The sequence below is a fragment of the Synechococcus sp. H55.8 genome (assembly GCF_047462375.1).
Taxonomy (GTDB): domain Bacteria; phylum Cyanobacteriota; class Cyanobacteriia; order Thermostichales; family Thermostichaceae; genus Thermostichus.
The window spans coordinates 41,700-59,257 of the sequence record NZ_JANSJC010000013.1 but is presented as its reverse complement, the minus strand read 5'-3'; the positions used below and the strand labels follow the sequence as shown (position 1 = coordinate 59,257).

At 61.3% G+C, this 17,558-nt stretch carries 13 protein-coding genes and 1 pseudogene; 7 read left to right on the top strand and 7 right to left on the bottom strand.

All coding sequences use genetic code 11. The features are described from left to right. The first annotated feature begins 60 nt into the window (after positions 1-60). Positions 61-750 carry a phosphoribosylanthranilate isomerase gene (locus NW862_RS07270; RefSeq protein WP_414347247.1) on the top strand — a complete coding sequence of 230 codons (690 nt, stop codon included), beginning with the start codon at positions 61-63 and terminating at the stop codon, positions 748-750. On the opposite strand, the gene NW862_RS07265 is transcribed toward NW862_RS07270, so the two are convergent. The 5 genes and pseudogenes from NW862_RS07265 to rbfA all read right to left on the bottom strand — a co-directional run bounded on the left by NW862_RS07265 (position 747) and on the right by rbfA (position 3,921). Further along, positions 747-1,409 carry a DUF4115 domain-containing protein gene (locus NW862_RS07265; RefSeq protein WP_414334859.1) on the bottom strand — a complete coding sequence of 221 codons (663 nt, stop codon included), beginning with the start codon at positions 1,407-1,409 and terminating at the stop codon, positions 747-749. The genes NW862_RS07270 and NW862_RS07265 overlap by 4 nt on opposite strands. After that, positions 1,407-1,640, bottom strand: a pseudogene (locus NW862_RS07260) (helix-turn-helix domain-containing protein); the annotation flags it as partial. The gene NW862_RS07265 and the pseudogene NW862_RS07260, both read right to left, overlap by 3 nt. A 112-nt stretch (positions 1,641-1,752) precedes the next feature. Beyond that, a complete protein-coding gene (locus NW862_RS07255) occupies positions 1,753-2,571 on the bottom strand; it encodes a pseudouridine synthase (protein ID WP_414427062.1) in 819 nt (272 codons plus the stop codon). Positions 2,572-2,611: 40 nt separating this feature from the next. Continuing rightward, positions 2,612-3,121: a hypothetical protein gene (locus NW862_RS07250; RefSeq protein WP_414334856.1), complete on the bottom strand. Its 510-nt coding sequence runs from the start codon at positions 3,119-3,121 to the stop codon at positions 2,612-2,614. A gap of 371 nt (positions 3,122-3,492) precedes the next feature. After that, positions 3,493-3,921: a 30S ribosome-binding factor RbfA gene (gene rbfA, locus NW862_RS07245; RefSeq protein ID WP_414334855.1), complete on the bottom strand. Its 429-nt coding sequence runs from the start codon at positions 3,919-3,921 to the stop codon at positions 3,493-3,495. A gap of 192 nt (positions 3,922-4,113) precedes the next feature. Here rbfA and NW862_RS07240 point away from each other — a divergent pair, with 192 nt between their 5' ends. Together NW862_RS07240 and NW862_RS07235 are read left to right on the top strand one after the other, a co-directional pair. After that, positions 4,114-4,329: a hypothetical protein gene (locus NW862_RS07240; RefSeq protein ID WP_414347243.1), complete on the top strand. Its 216-nt coding sequence runs from the start codon at positions 4,114-4,116 to the stop codon at positions 4,327-4,329. Positions 4,330-4,441: 112 nt separating this feature from the next. Further along, positions 4,442-5,905, top strand: coding sequence for a cryptochrome/photolyase family protein (locus NW862_RS07235; protein ID WP_414347241.1), 1,464 nt, complete (start codon positions 4,442-4,444; stop codon positions 5,903-5,905). Positions 5,906-6,115: 210 nt separating this feature from the next. Here NW862_RS07235 and NW862_RS07230 read toward each other — a convergent pair whose 3' ends face one another. After that, entirely contained in the window at positions 6,116-7,453 is a 1,338-nt protein-coding gene (locus tag NW862_RS07230; RefSeq protein WP_414334852.1) for an alkaline phosphatase, read from the bottom strand. Between the two features lie 236 nt (positions 7,454-7,689). Beyond that, complete coding sequence (locus tag NW862_RS07225; protein WP_414427061.1) at positions 7,690-10,062, bottom strand: DUF3488 and DUF4129 domain-containing transglutaminase family protein; 2,373 nt, start codon at positions 10,060-10,062, stop codon at positions 7,690-7,692. Positions 10,063-10,262: 200 nt separating this feature from the next. Between NW862_RS07225 and uvrA the strand changes: the two genes are divergently transcribed. The 4 genes from uvrA (at position 10,263) to NW862_RS07205 (ending at position 17,521) form a co-directional block, all read left to right on the top strand. Further along, positions 10,263-13,163 carry an excinuclease ABC subunit UvrA gene (gene uvrA / locus NW862_RS07220; protein WP_414427060.1) on the top strand — a complete coding sequence of 967 codons (2,901 nt, stop codon included), beginning with the start codon at positions 10,263-10,265 and terminating at the stop codon, positions 13,161-13,163. A gap of 167 nt (positions 13,164-13,330) precedes the next feature. Further along, a complete protein-coding gene (locus NW862_RS07215) occupies positions 13,331-15,424 on the top strand; it encodes a protein kinase domain-containing protein (protein ID WP_414347775.1) in 2,094 nt (697 codons plus the stop codon). Between the two features lie 30 nt (positions 15,425-15,454). Then, positions 15,455-16,753: an FAD-dependent oxidoreductase gene (locus tag NW862_RS07210; RefSeq protein WP_414347772.1), complete on the top strand. Its 1,299-nt coding sequence runs from the start codon at positions 15,455-15,457 to the stop codon at positions 16,751-16,753. A 96-nt stretch (positions 16,754-16,849) separates the two neighbouring features. Continuing rightward, the gene (locus NW862_RS07205) at positions 16,850-17,521 is read left to right on the top strand and encodes a glycerophosphoryl diester phosphodiesterase membrane domain-containing protein (RefSeq protein ID WP_414427059.1); all 672 of its coding nucleotides are present in this window, start codon (positions 16,850-16,852) and stop codon (positions 17,519-17,521) included. Positions 17,522-17,558: the final 37 nt, after the last annotated feature.

Sequence of the window (17,558 nt, the reverse complement as noted above, 5' to 3'; positions counted from 1 at the left end):
CGTTTCGTTGCTATTGGATTTGAAGTGACTGGGGTAGGTTGATTGTCGGAAGGGATCCCAATGGGCCGGTTGTTTGTCAAAATCTGCGGGATCACCCGTCAGGATCAGGCGGAGGCCATTGCCGCGTTGGGGGTGAGCGCTCTTGGGTTTATTGCTGTGCCCAATACGCCTCGCTATTTGCCCCTACAGGAAATGGCCCGCTGGGTGGGATCTCTGCCCGGCCCTGTGGAAAAAGTGGGGGTCTTTCTGGATCAGGATCCCCGCGTCATCGCCGCCTGGGTGGAAGCGGTGGGCCTCACGGCCATCCAGTTGCACGGCCAGGAATCCCCCCAGGATTGTCGGCAGTTGGGGGAATGGCTGCCCGGGATCCGCCGCATCAAGGCCTTGCGCATTCGCCACCCGGCGGATCTGGAAGGGGCCAATCTCTACCGAGACTGTGTAGAGGGGCTGCTCTTGGATGCCTATCACCCCCAACAGGCGGGTGGAACGGGGCAAACCCTCAATTGGCCGGAACTGGCCCACCGATCCCTGCCCTTGCCTTGGCTGCTGGCCGGTGGGTTGAAACCGGACAATGTGCGGCAGGCCCTCAGCCACCTTCAGCCCAACGGCATCGATCTCTCCAGCGGTGTGGAACGCCGGCCAGGCGATAAAGACATCGACAAAGTCCGGCACCTGTTGCAGCAGCTCCGCTCCCAGGGGTGGGAGATCGCTTCCGGGTGGCCACTGACACATGATAGGCCGGATCCCTAGCGCAGGGACTGAATATCCAACCCCGGCTCAAACATCAGTTCTTTCACTTCTCCAAACCGGCCCATCACCCCAAGCTCCCGGTCGTTAAAGGTCACCAACACACCGCCCGCATTGCCGGTACGCAAAACAATCGATTGCTCCGCTTCCCAATTCAACTCGGCCCCTGGCTGTAAGGTAGCCTCGAAAACCGTTTGCCCATCGGCAATGACCCGCAACCAGGAGGGGCGCTCGACAACGCGGATGTCCAGACGCACCGGCTTGCGCCCCACTCCCCCTGAGTAGGCTTCCAATATCTCGGGAAAAACGCCTTGAATGCGCGTCCATTGGTCAAGGGTGGGAAACAGTTGGCGGGCCGTAGGCTGAGCTGCCGGCAGGGTGCGATCCGGAGAGTTGGCAGCAGGGGGTTGCTGGCCGGATCCCTCTCGGCCAATCCTCGGCAGGCTCACCAGCCAACGCCCAAAGGGATTGCCTGTGCCTTCCAAAAGAGCCGATAATCCCCCCACTGCCAGCACGACCAGCACCACATAGGCGACCCAAAGGTGGAGAGGGCGCAGGGCAAAGGCGGGCTGCCCACCAGCAGCCAGAAGGGGAGCAGATCCAGGGGGCGTTTTGGCCGATAGAAGTGGAAGAGCCTGCCGAGACAGGGCTTCGCCATCCAACCCCAAATAGTTGGCATAGTGCTTGAGAAACCCTTGCACATAGACCGGCTCCGGCAACCGGCTCAAATCGGCTTCCTCCAGCGCCTGTAGATACTGGGAGCGAATAAAGGTATCGTTGGCTACTTCGCTTAACGTCAGGCCCCGTGCCTCCCGTGTTTGCCGCAGCAGGGATCCCAGGGCTTCCAATCGCGTTAGCGGGACGGAGTCCTTAGAGTGTGCTGACTCTTGCATCGTTTGGTCACCTGTGGAAGAGAGGAAGCTGGTTTACAAGCAGCCCCAAATTGTCAGCAGACAAGAAGATACAGCCGCAAGCCGTTCTGTCCTTTTCTCCCCGTACCCAACATTATGAAGAAGGACGGGAAGAGAAAAAAGAGGCGATCTTGGGCAGAGCTGAGCTGTCGGCGGCGGCAAACGGGGCCAGCAAGGCCTGAACCTCTTGGGGATCCAACTGGCGGAACTGGCCTGCCCTCAGATTGCCCAGACGTACTGGGCCGATGGCTTCCCGATGCAAGGCCAGCACCGGATGCCCAAGCTGCTCTGCCACCCGCCGAATTTGTCGGTTGCGTCCCTCAAACAAAACTATCCTCAGCCAGGAGGAATCGGGATGCTTTCTCTGCCCGGAATCGGGGGCAGAACAAAACTCCACTTCCGCCGGCAGAGTGGTGTACCCCCCTAAGTCTACTCCGTCTCGCCACTGTTGCAGGGTGGCCTGGCTCGGATGTCCCTGTACCTGGACTCGATAGGTTTTGGGCAGATGGTAGCGCGGATGGGTTAGCTTCAGTGTCAGGTCACCATCGTTGGTGAGCAGCAAAGCGCCACTGCTATCGACATCCAGTCGGCCCACGGGATAGAGGCGGATCTGTCGGTTCCAGGGTGGGGGAAGCAGATCCAGCACTGTCTTGCGTCCCCAGGGATCCTTACAGGTGGACAAGACCCCCAGCGGCTTGTGCAGAAGCAAAACGTGGCGGGCCGGATCCCTGCAAGAGATTGGCCGCCCATCCACCTCGACGCAATCCTGTTCCGGATCAGCCTTAAAGCCCAGCTCGGTGACCACTTTCCCATTCACCCGAATGCGACCCGCCAGGATCCAGGCTTCCACCTGGCGACGAGAGGCCAAGCCCTGCTGAGCCAAAAGCTTCTGGAGCCGTTGGGGTTTTGCCATGGGGATTGAACGGCAAAAGCAGCAACCGAAGCTGAGGGTGCTAGGCAGCGGAGTCTTCGGGATTGGAGAGCCGGTCGGGCAAATCGACGGCATTGGGGGGCAACAGCAGCATTGCCGACTTCGACCCTGAGCTATCTCCTAAAGAATAGCTGAGGCCACAATCAAATTCTTCTGCCAGCCGGCAGACTTCCTTGAGATCTCCCACCGACCAGATGCTCCAACTGCTGCGAATCTGGTTATCTACCCACACTTCCACACGGTTGCCCTCGATGTGAATGATGCGCTTGGGGTTGATTTCTGAAACGCGGCCTGTAGACTCAGCCAAGGCCTCCGGCCCGCTGACGCCAACGGAAGATTTTTGCCTCAAAGCCCCCAGAGCAGCCATTAACTGCGGCAGAGCCAGTAAAAGGTGCTGAGTGGCTTGTTGGGGTTGCCCTTTCAAGCAGGAAACCAAAGCTTCGGCAACACTCTGGTTCAGAGCCTGCAGAGCTTGGAGAGGGGTGGCACCTGCCAGGGCGGGATCCGGTTGCAGTGGGCTTTGAACATCCATGAAAAGGCAGAAAAGGCATGGACAGAAACTTTACAGCCCTTTCGCAGGTTCGCTACAGCGACGCTGATGCCTTCGCGTTATCAGTGGGCGGCACTATTGCGACTCCCAGTTGGGATAGAGCGCTCTGGTGGTCGTTTAGGCGTGCCGCAGGCATTGATCCTGTTCAGGTAACCACGGGAAGGGCTGTGTAGTTTCTTCAGCCTAACAAATCCAAAAACTTCTCGGTGAGAAAACCTGGCTTTGACATTGTCCGCGTCGCCGCGAAGCCGTTGGCCATCAGGGTAGATTCTTTGCTCTCTTGTGCACAGCAGGCTGAGCTTTAGCGCAGATCCCCCAAGGTGGCACGAAAGTGGGCAGCCATTGTTGTTTGCTCAATTGTCTTCTTCACCCCCGGCGGTGTCCTCCATCGTTTCCTCAACCCCGGGCTCCTCCTGTTGTTGAGCCTCGGCAGGCGGTCTCAGTTGGTTGAGCAGGGTCAGAACCCGGGATCCCCGCTCCAAAGAGCGATCCTGCAAAAACACCACCGTCGGCACCCGTCGCAGGCCGAGGCGCTGGCCAATTTCCCGCCGCACGAAGGGAGTGGCAGAGGCCAGCCCCTCCATGGTCTGCTGCTGGGCCGCTTCATCGCCATAGATGCTGACGAAGATGCGGGCATTTTGCAAGTCATTGGAAACCTCGACATCCACAATGCTGACCATGCCCGCCCCCACGCGGTCATCTTTGATCTCCGAGAGCAGGATTTGGCTGACCTCCCGTTTGATCAGCTCGGCTACCCGTGCCACCCGTCGCGCTGTCGCCATTTTTGGATACCTAGGTTACCGCTCATCCGCAAACCGGCTCTGGCCGGTGTGGAGCAGAGTCCTCGTCGGCTCGATCCCCAGAACAGTAGCCGATGCTACGAGCATCTCTCTCTTCTACCTTTATCTTGAATCCATGTCCACCTTGCCTTGAGTATGAATACCTAAAGCCATCGATGGATGGATGGAGACGTGATGATCAAGACGCCAGAGGCCCTGCGGCGCTCCATTGAGCAGTTTATGCTGAATGTCACAGAGCCGCTTGACCCCTTGCTCTCCCTGAAGCTAACTCAATTGGTGGTGATGTTGGGGGATACAGCTTATGCAATGGGGTACAGCGATGGCCAACAAAAGCCAGATGAACGCTGCCGCTATTGTCCCAGCCGGCTGCTCGACCGTCCAGAGCTTTGACAGAGCCCTTTAAGGTTCTTCATAGTCTAGCTCCTGGCTGTCCGGGAGGGGGGAATGAGTTGAAAGGGGTGGTGGGAACCGGCCAAGATGGGATCCCGTCCCTCAGTAGCCTATGACTTCCCCGGTTTTGATTTGGCACCGTCGCGATCTGCGGCTAGCAGACAACACAGCCCTACACGCGGCGGCGCAGCGCAGCCCGCAGGTGGTGCCGGTTTTCGTTTTCGACCCGCAGGTTTTGCAGCGGGCGGATATGGCCCCGGCCAGGGTGGCGTTTCTCCTCCAGGCATTGCAGGAGCTGCAGGAGCGCTACGCCCAGATGGGGATCCCGCTCCTCTGGCGGCGGGGGGATCCGGCGGTGGAGCTGCGGCAGTTGGCCACCGAGCTGGGGGCGCAGGCCGTGTTTTGGAACGAGGATCTGGATCCCTTGGCCCGGCAGCAGGAGAGTCAGGTGCGGGCCAGCTTGACGGAAGCCGGGATCCTGTCTTTTTCTTACCAAGATATGCTGCTGCACGGTCCGGGGGAAGTGGTGACCCAGGCGGGGGATCCCTACTCGGTTTTTACCCCTTTCTGGCGCCGCTGGTCCAGCTTGCCTAAGCCGGATCCCTTCCCCACTCCCAAGGAGCTCCAGCCGCTGCCAAGCCTGAAAGCTCAACCTCTGCCCAGCTTGGCGGATCTGGGCTTTGTCTGCGAGCAGCGGATCCCGGCGGCAGGCGAGAGGGCAGCTCAAGCGCTGCTGGAGGATTTTTGTCAGGGCCTGCGCATTTTGGACTACGAGCAGGCCCGCAATTTTCCGGCTGAACAGGGTACCTCTCTCCTCAGTCCCCACCTGTGCTGGGGAACCATCGGCATTCGTCAGGTGTGGCAGGCCACGCGGGAGGTGGAAGCAGAGGTGCGCAGTGAAGAGGCCGAAAGCAGCCTGCAAACTTGGCGGCAGGAGCTGTGCTGGCGCGAGTTTTACAAGCATGTCCTGGCCCACTGGCCCCACGTGGAGAGCGGCGCCTACCGACGAGCTTTTGATGCGCTGGAGTGGGGCAACCGGCAGGACTGGTTTCAGGCCTGGTGCGCCGGGCAGACGGGTTACCCCATCGTGGATGCGGCCATGCGCCAGCTCAACGAGACCGGCTGGATGCACAACCGCTGCCGCATGATCGTGGCCAGCTTTCTGACCAAAGATCTGCTCATCGACTGGCGCTGGGGAGAGCGCTACTTTATGCAGAAGCTGGTGGACGGGGATCTGGCCGCCAACAACGGCGGCTGGCAGTGGAGCGCCGGTGTGGGCACGGATCCCAGGCCGCTGCGCATCTTCAACCCGGCCACCCAGGCAGCCCGCTACGACCCGGAAGGGGAGTACATCCGTCGCTACCTGCCGGAGCTGGCGGGGCTAGATACCCCGGCTTTGCTGTGGGTGGGGGAGGATCCCAAGGGATCCTGGGCCCTACAGGAGCGGCGGCGCTGCGGCTACCCGGATCCCATCGTGGATCACAAGGTGCAGCAGCAGGAGTTCAAGCGGCGCTACCAGGCGGTGCAGCAGAGGCGTTCTCAGCCGGCCCAGGGCAGACTATCCACTCTTTCCTAGCTCTGGACAAGACGTGGCAAGGACTTCCCTCACCCCCAACCTCTCTCCCTCAGGGACTCCCTCACCCCCAACCCCTCTCCCTCAGGGAGAGGGGAGTTAGAGCAGCGCGTTCGCGACAGCGTTGCGTTAATGACTTATGGAAATGAAAAGGGGATCGCCTGGATCCCCTCGGTCTTCAGAAGTTCGGAGCCAATGCCGGGTTGCCTGAGACTACGGCTTCAGCTCGCTGGGGATGCGCTCCCCGAAGAGAACTGTGTAGAGAATGCGGTAGATGTCGGTGTTCAGGATCCCGGTGGTGGGCACCAGCTCTTGGGCGTTCAGGCCCGCCGCGCGGGCGATAACTCCACTGCCGGCGTCGTCTCCAGTGGCCCACGCCACCGCAAAGGGGCGGCGGTTGCCGTTCTTGTCGGGTGCTGAAACAAATGGCTTCGTACCCGTGCCCTCGACGCCATCGATAGGGGCGCCGCTTTCTTCGGGGTCAGTGGGGGGCAGCGGCTCATCGGCAGACTCCACATCCACCAACTGCATCCCGCCGGCGTTGCTGTCGCTGGTGGTGATCATGAAGGTTTTGGGATTCTTCTCGATGAAGTTAAGAATTACCCCAATGGCATCGTCAGCCCGCTTCATGGCCTCCAGGCAGCCGGAAGCATTGAGGTTGTTGCACATGTTGTCGGTGCCCTCTTCCTCAATGACGGCGAAGAAGCCCTTGGGATTGCGGGAGATCCGCTCTAGGGCAAACTGCGTCATCTCGGCAATGGTGGGTGCGCTGGCGATGTAGTTGGGCAAGTTTTCTTTGCGCAGCTCTTCTTCAGGTTTGTCGTAGAAGGTGTCCTCTACGTTGAACACCCCCAAAACCTTGGCGGCATCCGCCGGCAGCTTCAGCAGCTCGTCGCGGGTATAGACGACGGCATACCCTTTTTTCTTGGCTTCCTCGATGAGGTTGCGGCCATCCTTGCGCTTCCCTTGGCCAAAGCGCCCCTGGACGCCTTCCGGCAACAGCCATTCCTCACCGGCCCCCAGGATGATGTCTACCCCCGACTCCACCACTTCCAGGGCAATCTCCTCGTAGTCGCTGCGCTTGGGAGCTTCAGCCACAAAAGCAGCCGTCCCCGGCTCGATGATGGATCCCGACTGCACCAGAGCCGTGCCCAGGCCTGCCTCAATGGCATCTTCCATAATTGTGTTCAGGGTGCCGTTGGCCGAGGGATACTCTTTGCCGTCGGGATCCAAGCCAAAAGTCGCGCCATGCACGCGAGTGCCTGTGGCATGCGTCACCGCCCCGCCGTTGGAGGTTCCACCCAACAGGTCAAGGTGATGGCCACGATAGGTGGTGATGACAGGCAGGCGATCCCAGTTCAAGAAGCCATCCGGGCCGTAGTGGAGAATGCGGGTGATGTCCCAGTGGGAGGCCGAAGTGCCATCGGGGTGGAAAAAGATCGCCCCGTTGCCGGTCGGCTTTGGCGCCGCCTGGGCCAGGCTAGAAAAAAGGGAAGAGGACAGCAAGCACAGCGTTGCGGCCAAAGCTGCCCTCAGAGAATAGTTACGCATAGTAAACCTGCCCTTGCTTGTTCAAGGCTGAACGTCAAGAAAAGTAACACAGCCTTGGAGCACTTAGCAAGGGCTAGGCTAAACCTGAGGGCAGAGCTCACTTGTAGCGATGGCCTGCCGCCCCAGTCTATGGCAGGGTCTATACCTAGAGTTAACTATCTCTTAACCCCTTCATAATGTCAAGGCTTCTCGTAGAGCTCTTGGGAGACTTGCGCCAGGACATAGCCGTCTTCCGGTCAAGCGGCTCTTTTGGGGGCAAGGGAGGAATTTTGGGTCTGCCAGGCCTGCCTAAGCTGTCTGAGGCATTGTTGCCAACGCCGCAGTTCCCCGGCTTCCAGCGCGATCCCGCCAAAGCGCACCTCCAGGTAGCGCTGCAGGAACTGGATGGCGAGCTCGGCTTGGGGCAAGTTGGACTGGCGCAAGTGTTCTAGGCAGGCTTCAGGACCCAGGTGGGCTGGGATCCCCACTGCCGTCGCCAGCTCCCGCAGTTGGAGGTAAAGTCTGGAGATTGCCTGGCGGCGCCGCTGCGATTTGGGCAGGGCCGTCGGGATCCAGCGCATGCCGGCAAAGGCCAGACTTGGCAGCAGGATCCCGATCATCCAGGTGGGCCATTCTGGGGGCGGCTGCCACAGGGATCCCATCACCACTCCATTGCCAAGTGTGGCCAAGAGGATCCATCCCCCATCCCGCCAGTGCAAAGCCTGGTAGCGGCGGCGGCGGCCCCAGTAGGCCGTGAAGCCGGTGATCAAAATCACCCCCAGCAGCGGCAGGCTGTTCTGTTGCAGCCTTTGCCCCCAGCCCACCAGACCGCGACGGAAGGCGGCGGCAACATCCTCTCGATCGGAAGAGACCGCTACTGCACTGGCGATCTCCTGAATCTGCCGCCAGATCTGCCGCTGGGTGGATAGGTCGTACTGGATGACGTACTTAAACCAACGGAAGCGCAGGCTGTCGTAAAAATCTTGCAGGGGATCCCACCAGCTTTGCCGCTGGCTAACATTGGCCTCTGGCGGCGTGGCGTCGAAGAGGATCCATCCATAGGGGCCAAAGGGGATCTCCGTCCAAGAATGGGCATCGGCGTTGCGCACCGCCAGGTACTTTTCCTGCGCCACCCAGCGCCCGCCCAAAAAGCCATTGACCACGCGGGCCGGGATGCCAATGCTGCGGGCCAGCACCGTCAGGGCGGTGGCAAAGTATTCGCAGTGGCCGCGGCGGTGGGTAAACAAAAAGGCCTCCAAAGGCGGTTCGGCCCCGGGATCCGGCAGATCCGTGGTGTAGGCGTAGTTCTCCAGCAGGTAGTTCTGCAGAGCTGTCGCCTTGCCAAAGACATCGGGGATCCCGGCGGTGATCTCCTCTGCCAAGGCGGGAATGCGCGGATCCAGATCTGCCGGCAGCTGCAGGTAGGCTGCCTGCTGGGCTGAGTCAAGAGCACTTAGCAACTCCGCCTGGCCGAGCTGGCGCAGGCGGGGCCCCAGATCGCGGGGGATCCAGCTCACGGCGCGGTAGAGATAGGGCAGCCGGGGGGGCAGGGAATGGCTCACATCCCCGCTCTCGTGCAGGAGCAGGCGGCGAGTTTGCCGTTGCCATGCCTGCTGAGGGGTCATCGCCCCCCCCCGATCCAACCACTCCACCTCCAGCAGCGGCGCCACCCCAAAGACGGTGTTGGTGGCCAGCGGCTCTAGGTAGATAAGCTGCTCCAGGGGGAGGAACTGGAGGTCGCTAGCGGTGGGGATCAAGGGGGAAGCCGAGAGGGCAAAGACCCCTGCTGCAGTGGGGAAAATCGGGATCGCGCGGTTCAGCGTCCGCGACCAAGCCCGCCCGTCGTAGCGATCAAAGCTGATCCCCCGCCAGTAGAGGGACTCCACCTGAGGCGGCACCCCCGCCGGGAACTCCACCCGCATAACAACAGTGCTGTCGGTCTTGAGGGTGCCGAACTCCCCCAGGCTGACTTCCTCGGCAAAGCCAGTGGTCATCACCGGCGAGCGGGCCTGCCGGCCTAGGAGCCCCAAGCTAAGGCGCGGAAAGAGGAAAAACAAAACCACCGCGAGAAGGGTTGCCAGCAAAGCCAGGGATCCAAGCAACCCCAGAAAGTTGAGGTCGATCCCGCGGACTTGGCTAGCCGCCTGGGGGTGCTGCTCCGCCTGCAGGCGCAGGTGATAGAGGGTGAGGTTAACCAGCCCCACCCCCACATACAGCAGGAATAAAAACCCAAAGCTGATGTCCTCGTTAAAGAGGGTGGCAATGGCCATCAGAAGCAAAGACAACACCGCCAACTGAATGTGGTCGGCTGCCCGCTCCCGCTGAAACAACTTGGCCCCCGTAAGGTAGAGCACCAGGCCTATGGCCCCATCCGAAAGCGGCAGCACGCCCGCAAGCACCAGGGCCGCCAGGCTGACCAGCACGCTCACCGTCAGGGGCATCCACAGGGGCGCATAGCGGGCAAAGCTAATGCGGGGCGGCTCCCAAAACCAACTGGCAGCCCCCGCTGCCAAGCAGAGGGCGATAACCGCCGGCGACAGGGCCTGATCTCCCAGACAAAGGGCGGCAAAGGCGATCCCCACCAGCAGGTAGATGAAGAGCTTTTGGACGGCAAGCAGTGGCCAGGTCATGGGCTAGGTTGCTTCGGGATCCCTCAAGTGGCCCTTCCAAGATAGCCAAGTCTTTCCTCTTCTCCGGCACCCCTTGCGATGGGGAGAAGACAGACTTCTGCTGCAGCACTAGAATCGTTAATGTTCCTTAACTTTTGTTGTTTTTCGACTCGCCAATTTTGGGCAGAGTCTCCACCCACGCTGCACACAGAGGGGATGAGATGTCCGGCCAAAACGAAATCCATGTGGTGGGGGCGCGGCAGCACAACCTCAAAAACCTCGAGCTGCGGATCCCGCGCAATCGCCTGGTGGTGTTTACCGGCGTCTCCGGGTCTGGAAAATCTTCTCTGGCCTTCGACACCATCTTTGCCGAGGGGCAGCGGCGCTACGTGGAGTCCCTCAGCGCCTATGCGCGGCAATTTCTGGGGCAACTGGACAAACCGGATGTAGACCGCATCGAGGGCTTGAGCCCAGCCATTGCCATCGACCAAAAGTCCACCAGCCACAACCCCCGCTCCACGGTTGGCACCGTGACCGAAATCTACGACTACCTGCGGCTGCTGTATGGGCGGGCCGGGATCCCCCACTGCCCCCATTGTGACCGGGTGATTGCCCCCCAGACGGTGGATCAAATGGTGGACCAGATCCTGGCCCTGCCGGAGCGGACGCGCTTTCAGTTGCTTGCGCCCGTGGTGAGGGGAAAAAAGGGCACCCACGCAGCGCTCTTGCAAAGCCTGCGCCAGCAGGGGTTTGTGCGGGTGCGCATCGACGGCCAGGTGCGGGATCTCAGCGAGGAAATTGAGTTGGCCAAAACCAAGGCCCACACCATTGAGGTGGTGGTGGATCGGCTGGTTAAGGGCCCCAACATCGCAGAGCGGCTGGCCGATTCCCTGACCACCTGTCTGCGCCAGTCGGGGGGACTGGCGGTGGTGGAGCTCTTGCCCCGTGAAGACGAACGGGAACACCTGCTGCAAAAAGTAGCCGAGGTGGCGGGGCAGTACCTCAACGGCAAGCCAACGGAGCTGATCTTTTCGGAACAATTTGCCTGCCCCGAACACGGCTCCGTGCTGGGCGAGCTGTCGCCGCGGCTATTTTCCTTTAACTCCCCCATCGGCGCCTGTCCCGTCTGTCACGGCCTGGGCTTTGAACCCATCTTCGACCCCGACCGGATCGTGCCGGATCCCAAGCTCCCCCTCTATGCGGCCATTGCTCCCTGGGCGGAGCGGGAGAACCCCTACTATCTGGCCCTACTGGCGGGGGCTGCTAAGGCCTTTGGCTTTGAGCTCAGCAGCCGCTGGTGCGACCTCACCCCCGAGCAGCAGCAGCTCCTCCTCTACGGCAGCGACCAGGAGATCTACGTTGAGGCGGAATCCCCCTACCGGGGCCGCGGCTACTACCGTCGCTACGAAGGGGTGATCCCGCAGTTGCAGCGGCACTACCAAGAAACCACCGCCGAAACCTACCGGCAAAAGCTGGAGACCTACCTCACCTACCGCCCCTGCGCTGCCTGTGGCGGATCCCGGCTGCGGCCAGAGGCCCTGGCCGTGCGCGTCGGTGGCTACCGCATCACGGATCTCACCGAGATCTCCATCCGCGACTGCCTGCAGCGCCTGGAGCAGCTCCAGCTTACCCCCCGCCAAGCACAGATTGCCGAGCTGGTGCTGCGGGAGATCAAAACCCGCCTGCAGTTTTTAATTGACGTGGGCCTTGACTACCTCACCCTAGCCCGACCGGCCATGACCCTTTCGGGGGGCGAGGCGCAGCGGATCCGACTGGCCAGCCAGATTGGCTCCGGCCTGACGGGGGTGCTCTACGTGCTGGACGAACCCTCCATTGGCCTGCACCAGCGGGATAACCAACGCCTCTTGCAAACCCTATTCCGCCTACGGGATCTGGGCAACACCTTAATTGTGGTGGAACACGATGAAGAGACCATTCGCGCCGCCGACCACATCGTGGACATTGGCCCTGGCGCTGGCATCCACGGCGGAGAAGTGGTGGCCCAAGGATCTCTAGCCGACATCCTAGCCTGCGAGCGCTCCCTCACCGGCGCCTATCTGTCGGGGCGGCGGCGGATCCCAACCCCAGCTCAGCGGCGACCTGGCAAAGCCGTCTCCCTCAAGCTCACCGATGCCCACAAAAACAACCTCAAGCACATCGATGTGGAGATCCCCCTGGGCAAGCTGGTCTGCGTCACCGGCGTCTCCGGCTCCGGCAAGTCCACCCTGGTCAACGAGTTGCTCTACCCTGCCCTGCAACACTCCCTCGGCCAGAAGGTGCCTAAGCCAACGGAAATGGGGGAGCTACACGGCATTGAACACATCGACAAGGTCATTGTCATCGACCAATCCCCCATTGGCCGCACCCCCCGCTCCAACCCCGCCACCTACACGGGCCTCTTTGATCCCATCCGCCAGGCCTTTGCCCAGACTCTAGAGGCCAAGGCCAGGGGCTATCACTCTGGCCACTTTTCCTTCAACGTCAAGGGGGGGCGCTGTGAAGCCTGCAAAGGGCAGGGGGTGAACGTGATTGAAATGAACTTCCTGCCGGATGTGTACGTCACCTGCGAGGTGTGTGGGGGCAGCCGCTACAGCCGCGAGACCCTCCAGGTCAGGTACAAGGGCAAAAACATCGCCGAAGTCCTAGACATGACGGTGGGGGAGGCGCTGGAGTTTTTTGCCGCCCTACCCCCTGCCGCCAAGATTCTACAGACCTTGGCCGATGTGGGCCTTGATTACATCAAGCTGGGCCAGCCCGCTCCGACGCTTTCCGGGGGGGAAGCGCAGCGGGTGAAGCTGGCGGCAGAACTGGCCCGCCGCTCCACCGGCAAAACCCTCTACCTGCTCGATGAACCCTCCACCGGCCTGTCCTTCTACGACGTTCACAAGCTCTTGAATGTTCTGCAGCGGTTGGTGGATGCGGGCAACACCGTGCTGGTGATCGAGCACAACCTGGACATCCTCCGCTGTGCCGACTGGATTATTGACCTGGGGCCGGAAGGGGGCGACCAGGGCGGCCAGATTGTTGCCGTCGGCACCCCTGAAGAAGTGGCCGAGCATCCCGGATCCCATACGGGGCGCTACCTAAAGCAGGTTTTGCAACGACATCCCCCCGGCCACTGAGTAACTCAGGGTTACTCTGAGCCTTTTGCCCGTGTGGCATGATGATCCAGAAGGAAAAGGTTCGCATCCTCCCCAAGGGTAGAGCCAAAGAACTCCGTCCCGCTAAAGTGCTCCGCAGTGCTGACGCGAACGGTAGACCATATATGCCTGGAGTAGCCGGAGTCCTTATGGTAGGGCAGACCCTGGGTGGCCGCTATCAGATCTTGGAAGAACTGGGATCCAGCGGGCAAACCTACCTGGCCCAAGATGGCCATCGCCCTGAACAGAGCTGGGTGGTGATCAGGCGTTGGCAACCTCGCTCTCCCAAGGGGGAAGAGCCCTCTGCCGCCCGGCAGCGATTTGAACAGGCAATGGCGCTGTGGGAACGCCTGGGATCCCATGAGTGTATCTCACGCCTGCTGACTTATTTTGAGCAAGAGGGAGATTTTTACTGGGTAGAAGAGTGGATCGAGGGGCAGACTCTGGAACAGGCCCTGCGCCAGGCCACTGAGCAAGGTCAGCCTTGGACAGAAGCTGAGGTGCGGGCCTTTTTGCAAGATGTGCTGCAAACCTTGGCCTTGCTACACAGTGAGGGGGTAAACTGCTGCAACCTAGAGCCCTCTCGCCTAATCTGTCGCCGGGCGGATGGCCGCTGGGTGGTGTTGGGCTTGGGCTGCTGCAACTCTGGGCCCGAGGCTGCCGACAGCGATCTGGAGGCACTTGGTCTCATCGCCATACAGGCCCTCTCAGGGATCCCGACCCACAAGCTGTTTCGCGACCCGTTGACGGGAGAGCTGCGCTGGCACGATCTGGCTCCTACCAGCGCTCCTTTTGCCGCTTTTTTGGATTGCCTGGGGGGTTGTGACCCGCGGCAGCGCTTTGCTTCGGCAGCGGCAGCTTTGGCCGCTCTCCAGGCTTTGCCTCTGGCAGAGGGCGTCTCTCCCGGCGCTGAGATCCTGCCCGACCCTGTTGCCGCCGCTCCCTTACAGGAGCCGACTACGCCGCCGCGTTCCTCGGTATCACTGCGGGCGCGTTTCTGGATCCCACCACTTTGGGCGGGGAGTAGTCTGGCGGCTTTGCTGGTGCTACTCGGAGCTGCTGCCTGGCAACTGGCGGCCAACCTCAGCCTGTGGGGAGAGAAGGCAATTGTGCCCAGGGACTCTGTCCCGCCCGCGGGAACGAGGGCAAATTTGGGATCCGCTGGGCTCAAAAGCTTCAGCTCCCCAGAGCAGCCGCCCAATCCCTCCAGGACTGGATCCCTATCCTCTTCCAGCCCTGCCCTCAACCTAGCTGACTGGGCCAAGTCCTTGCAGCTCAAGGCCACACTGGAAGGCCCCGCCGCTATCACCGCTCTGGCCATCAGCCCGGATGGAGATCTCCTGGTTGCCGGGGGAGACGACGGTGTCATCCGCTTTTGGGATCCCCAGGCCGGCCAACTGCTGCAGAGCTGGGCAGGCCACGAAGGCTCGATTGAGACGCTGGCCATCAGCCCCGATGGTACCTTTTTGGTGAGTGGGGGGGCCGACAAGACGGTGCGGGTTTGGGATTTGGTCACCCTGGGGGATGGGGTGCCACGGCTGCAGTTGCAGGGCCACACCGAGCTGATCAACAGCGTCGCCATCAGCCCCGATGGCCGTTGGATTGCCAGCGGCAGCGCCGACCGTACCATTCGCCTTTGGCAAGCTGAGGATGGCCAGTTGGTGCGCACCATCGACAGCGCCGCCCACCCGGTTACCCAGGGGTCAGGCATTACGGCGGTGGCCTTCGCTCCCTCTGGGGTGGCGGAAAAAAGGAGCCCGCCCTGGATCCTGGTGGCCGCCAACGGGGATCCCACCGTTCATCTTTGGGATCCCGGCAGCGGGGCTTTGTTGAAAACCCTGGAGGCCGACTACCCCATCGAGCAGGTGCTCCTCAGTCCCGATGGCCGCCACTTGCTCGCCGCCAGCGCTTCCGGCGTCTGGATCTGGAACGTGGGCACGGGATCCCTCGAGCGCACTCTGGCCCAGCCCTTGTCTGGCTTGGCCACCCTTGCCCTCAGCCCCGATGGCCGCCTGCTGGCCAGCGGCACCGATCACCGCGCCCAGCAGATCAAACTCTGGGATTTGGGCAGCGGCAAAGAGTTGCGCACCCTGGGCGGCCAGACTTGGATGGTGAGTGCTCTGCTGTTTGGCCCCAACGGGCAAACCCTTCTCAGCGGCGGTGCCGATGGCGCCATTCGCATCTGGGGGCCAGAACATCCTGCCTCAGAAGGGGACTCAGCCTTGAGGAATCGAGCCAGGTAAAATACTCCACGGAGAAGGGATCCCAGCAGCATGGGCAGAGTGGTCATTATCGGGGCAGGGCTGGCCGGCTTAACCTGCGCCAAGGTGCTGAGCCAGGCGGGTTGGAGCGATGTCCTAGTCCTGGAAAAAAGCGACGGCCCCGGCGGGCGGGTGCGCACCGACGCGGTGGAGGGCTTCCGTTTGGATCGTGGCTTTCAGGTGCTGTTTACCGCCTATCCCCAAGTGCGGCGGCATCTGGATCTAGGCCAGCTCAATCCCTGCCCCTACCGTCCGGGAGCGATGCTGGCCCAACCCGGTCGCTGCTGGCTGTTGGGGGATCCCCTGCGGGATCCGACCAGCATTGTCCCTTCCCTCTTCAACCCCTTGGCCAGCTTTGGCGACAAGCTCAAGGTGCTGCAGTTGCGGGCGGAGCTGGCGCGGCGCACCCCAGAACAGGTTTTCCAGGAAGGACTGGGGGGATCTGACCGCTCGGTGCGAGAGTTCCTAGAGGAGTACGGATTTTCCCAAAAGATCTGCCAGCACTTCTTCTACCCCTTTTTCCGCGGCATTCTTTTGGATCCGGATCTGGCCAGCAGCGCCCGCCTCTTTGCCTTTTATTTCAAGATGATGGCCGAAGGAGCCATCGTCACCCCGGCGCTGGGCATGGGAGAGATTGTCCGCCAACTGGCCGGCCACCTTGCCCCAGAGCAGATCCGCTACCAAACCTCGGTGGAGCGCATCCTGGTGGAAGAGGGAAAAGTGCGCGGGATCCGCACCGCCAAGGGCGAGGAGATCCCTGCCGAGTGGGTGGTCTGCGCCACCGATGCCCCTCAAGCGCGGGCCTGGCAGGCCGAGCTCTGCCCTCAAGCTGCTGCGCCCATCCCCACCCAGGGACGGGCGGTGACCTGCCTTTATTTCTGCGCCCCCTTTTCCCTGGCCCGCGGTGCCTACTTGTACCTCAACGCCAGTGGCCAAGGCTGGATCAACCACTGGGTGCAGCTCACCCGCCTCAGCCCGGCGCTGGCTCCTGCCGGCCAACACCTCTATTCGGTGACGGTGTTGGGGGATCCCCCTCTGGGCGATGAGGAACTGGCCCAAACCTGCCGGGCCGAGCTGCAAACCTATTTTCCCAAAGCCCCCTTGGAACGATTGCGCCTGCTGCGGGTGTATCGGATCCCTTTTGCCCAGTTTGTCCAGCCGCCCGGCTTTCAGCAGCATCTGGTTCCCACCTGCAGCGGCCTGCCGGGCCTTCTCTGGGCTGGAGAATACACCCACCAGAGCAGCCTCGAGGGATCCCTGCGCAGCGGCGAACAAGCGGCGGCCTGGATTTTACAAAAATCTTCTGTATAGCAAGACACAGACTTTGACTTTCTTAATCCCCTTCTCAGCCCAAAAAGGGGGATGGCGTGGTATGAAGGGGGTGGTTGCCACAGGGATCCCTCTACCATGCAAAGCGCTACTCTTAACCCGTTTTTCCTTCTGCAGCGCTCGTTTGAAGTTGTAGGCCCCGTCTATGGGCCGCTGTTGATCCTGGCCTCTCCCGGCTTTGTCATTCCCATCGTCGCAGAGCTGATCCCACTTTTTGGGGGGATCCTCAATTTGGCCTACAGCCTAATTGTTGCTCCCATCCTGGCTGGCGCAGCCTTTTGGCTGGTGGATCAGCACCTGAAGCGGCAAGCTCCCCTACTGGGCAACAGCCTCGACTGGGCCCTCTCGAAGGCAGTGCCCCTGGTTTTCGGCAGCATTCTGCTGGCGCTAATTGTCATGCTTGGGATGCTGCTGTTTGTGCTCCCTGGTATCTACTGGGGGGTAAGGCTGGTTTTCACTCTCTGTGCGATTGCCCTGGAAGGCAAAGGTGCCACGGAAGGTCTGGGCTACAGTTGGAACCTCGTCAAAGATCGCTGGTGGGGCGTGTTTTGGGCTTTGCTGGCTGTGAGTTTGATCTTCGGCATCCCACTCCTGATTTTGTTTCTTGTTGGGGGGATCCTGGGAGCTGCCTTGGGTGCGGTTGTGGTTGGAAATGCTGCCGTCACAGCAGTTGCGCCCATCCTCGATATCTATACGGTGCTCCTGTTCCGATCCCTGCAGCAGTTGAAAGAGCAAGCGGCCTACCAATAGCTAAGAGTTTTTACCCCTGTTTGGATGGCAAAAAGGG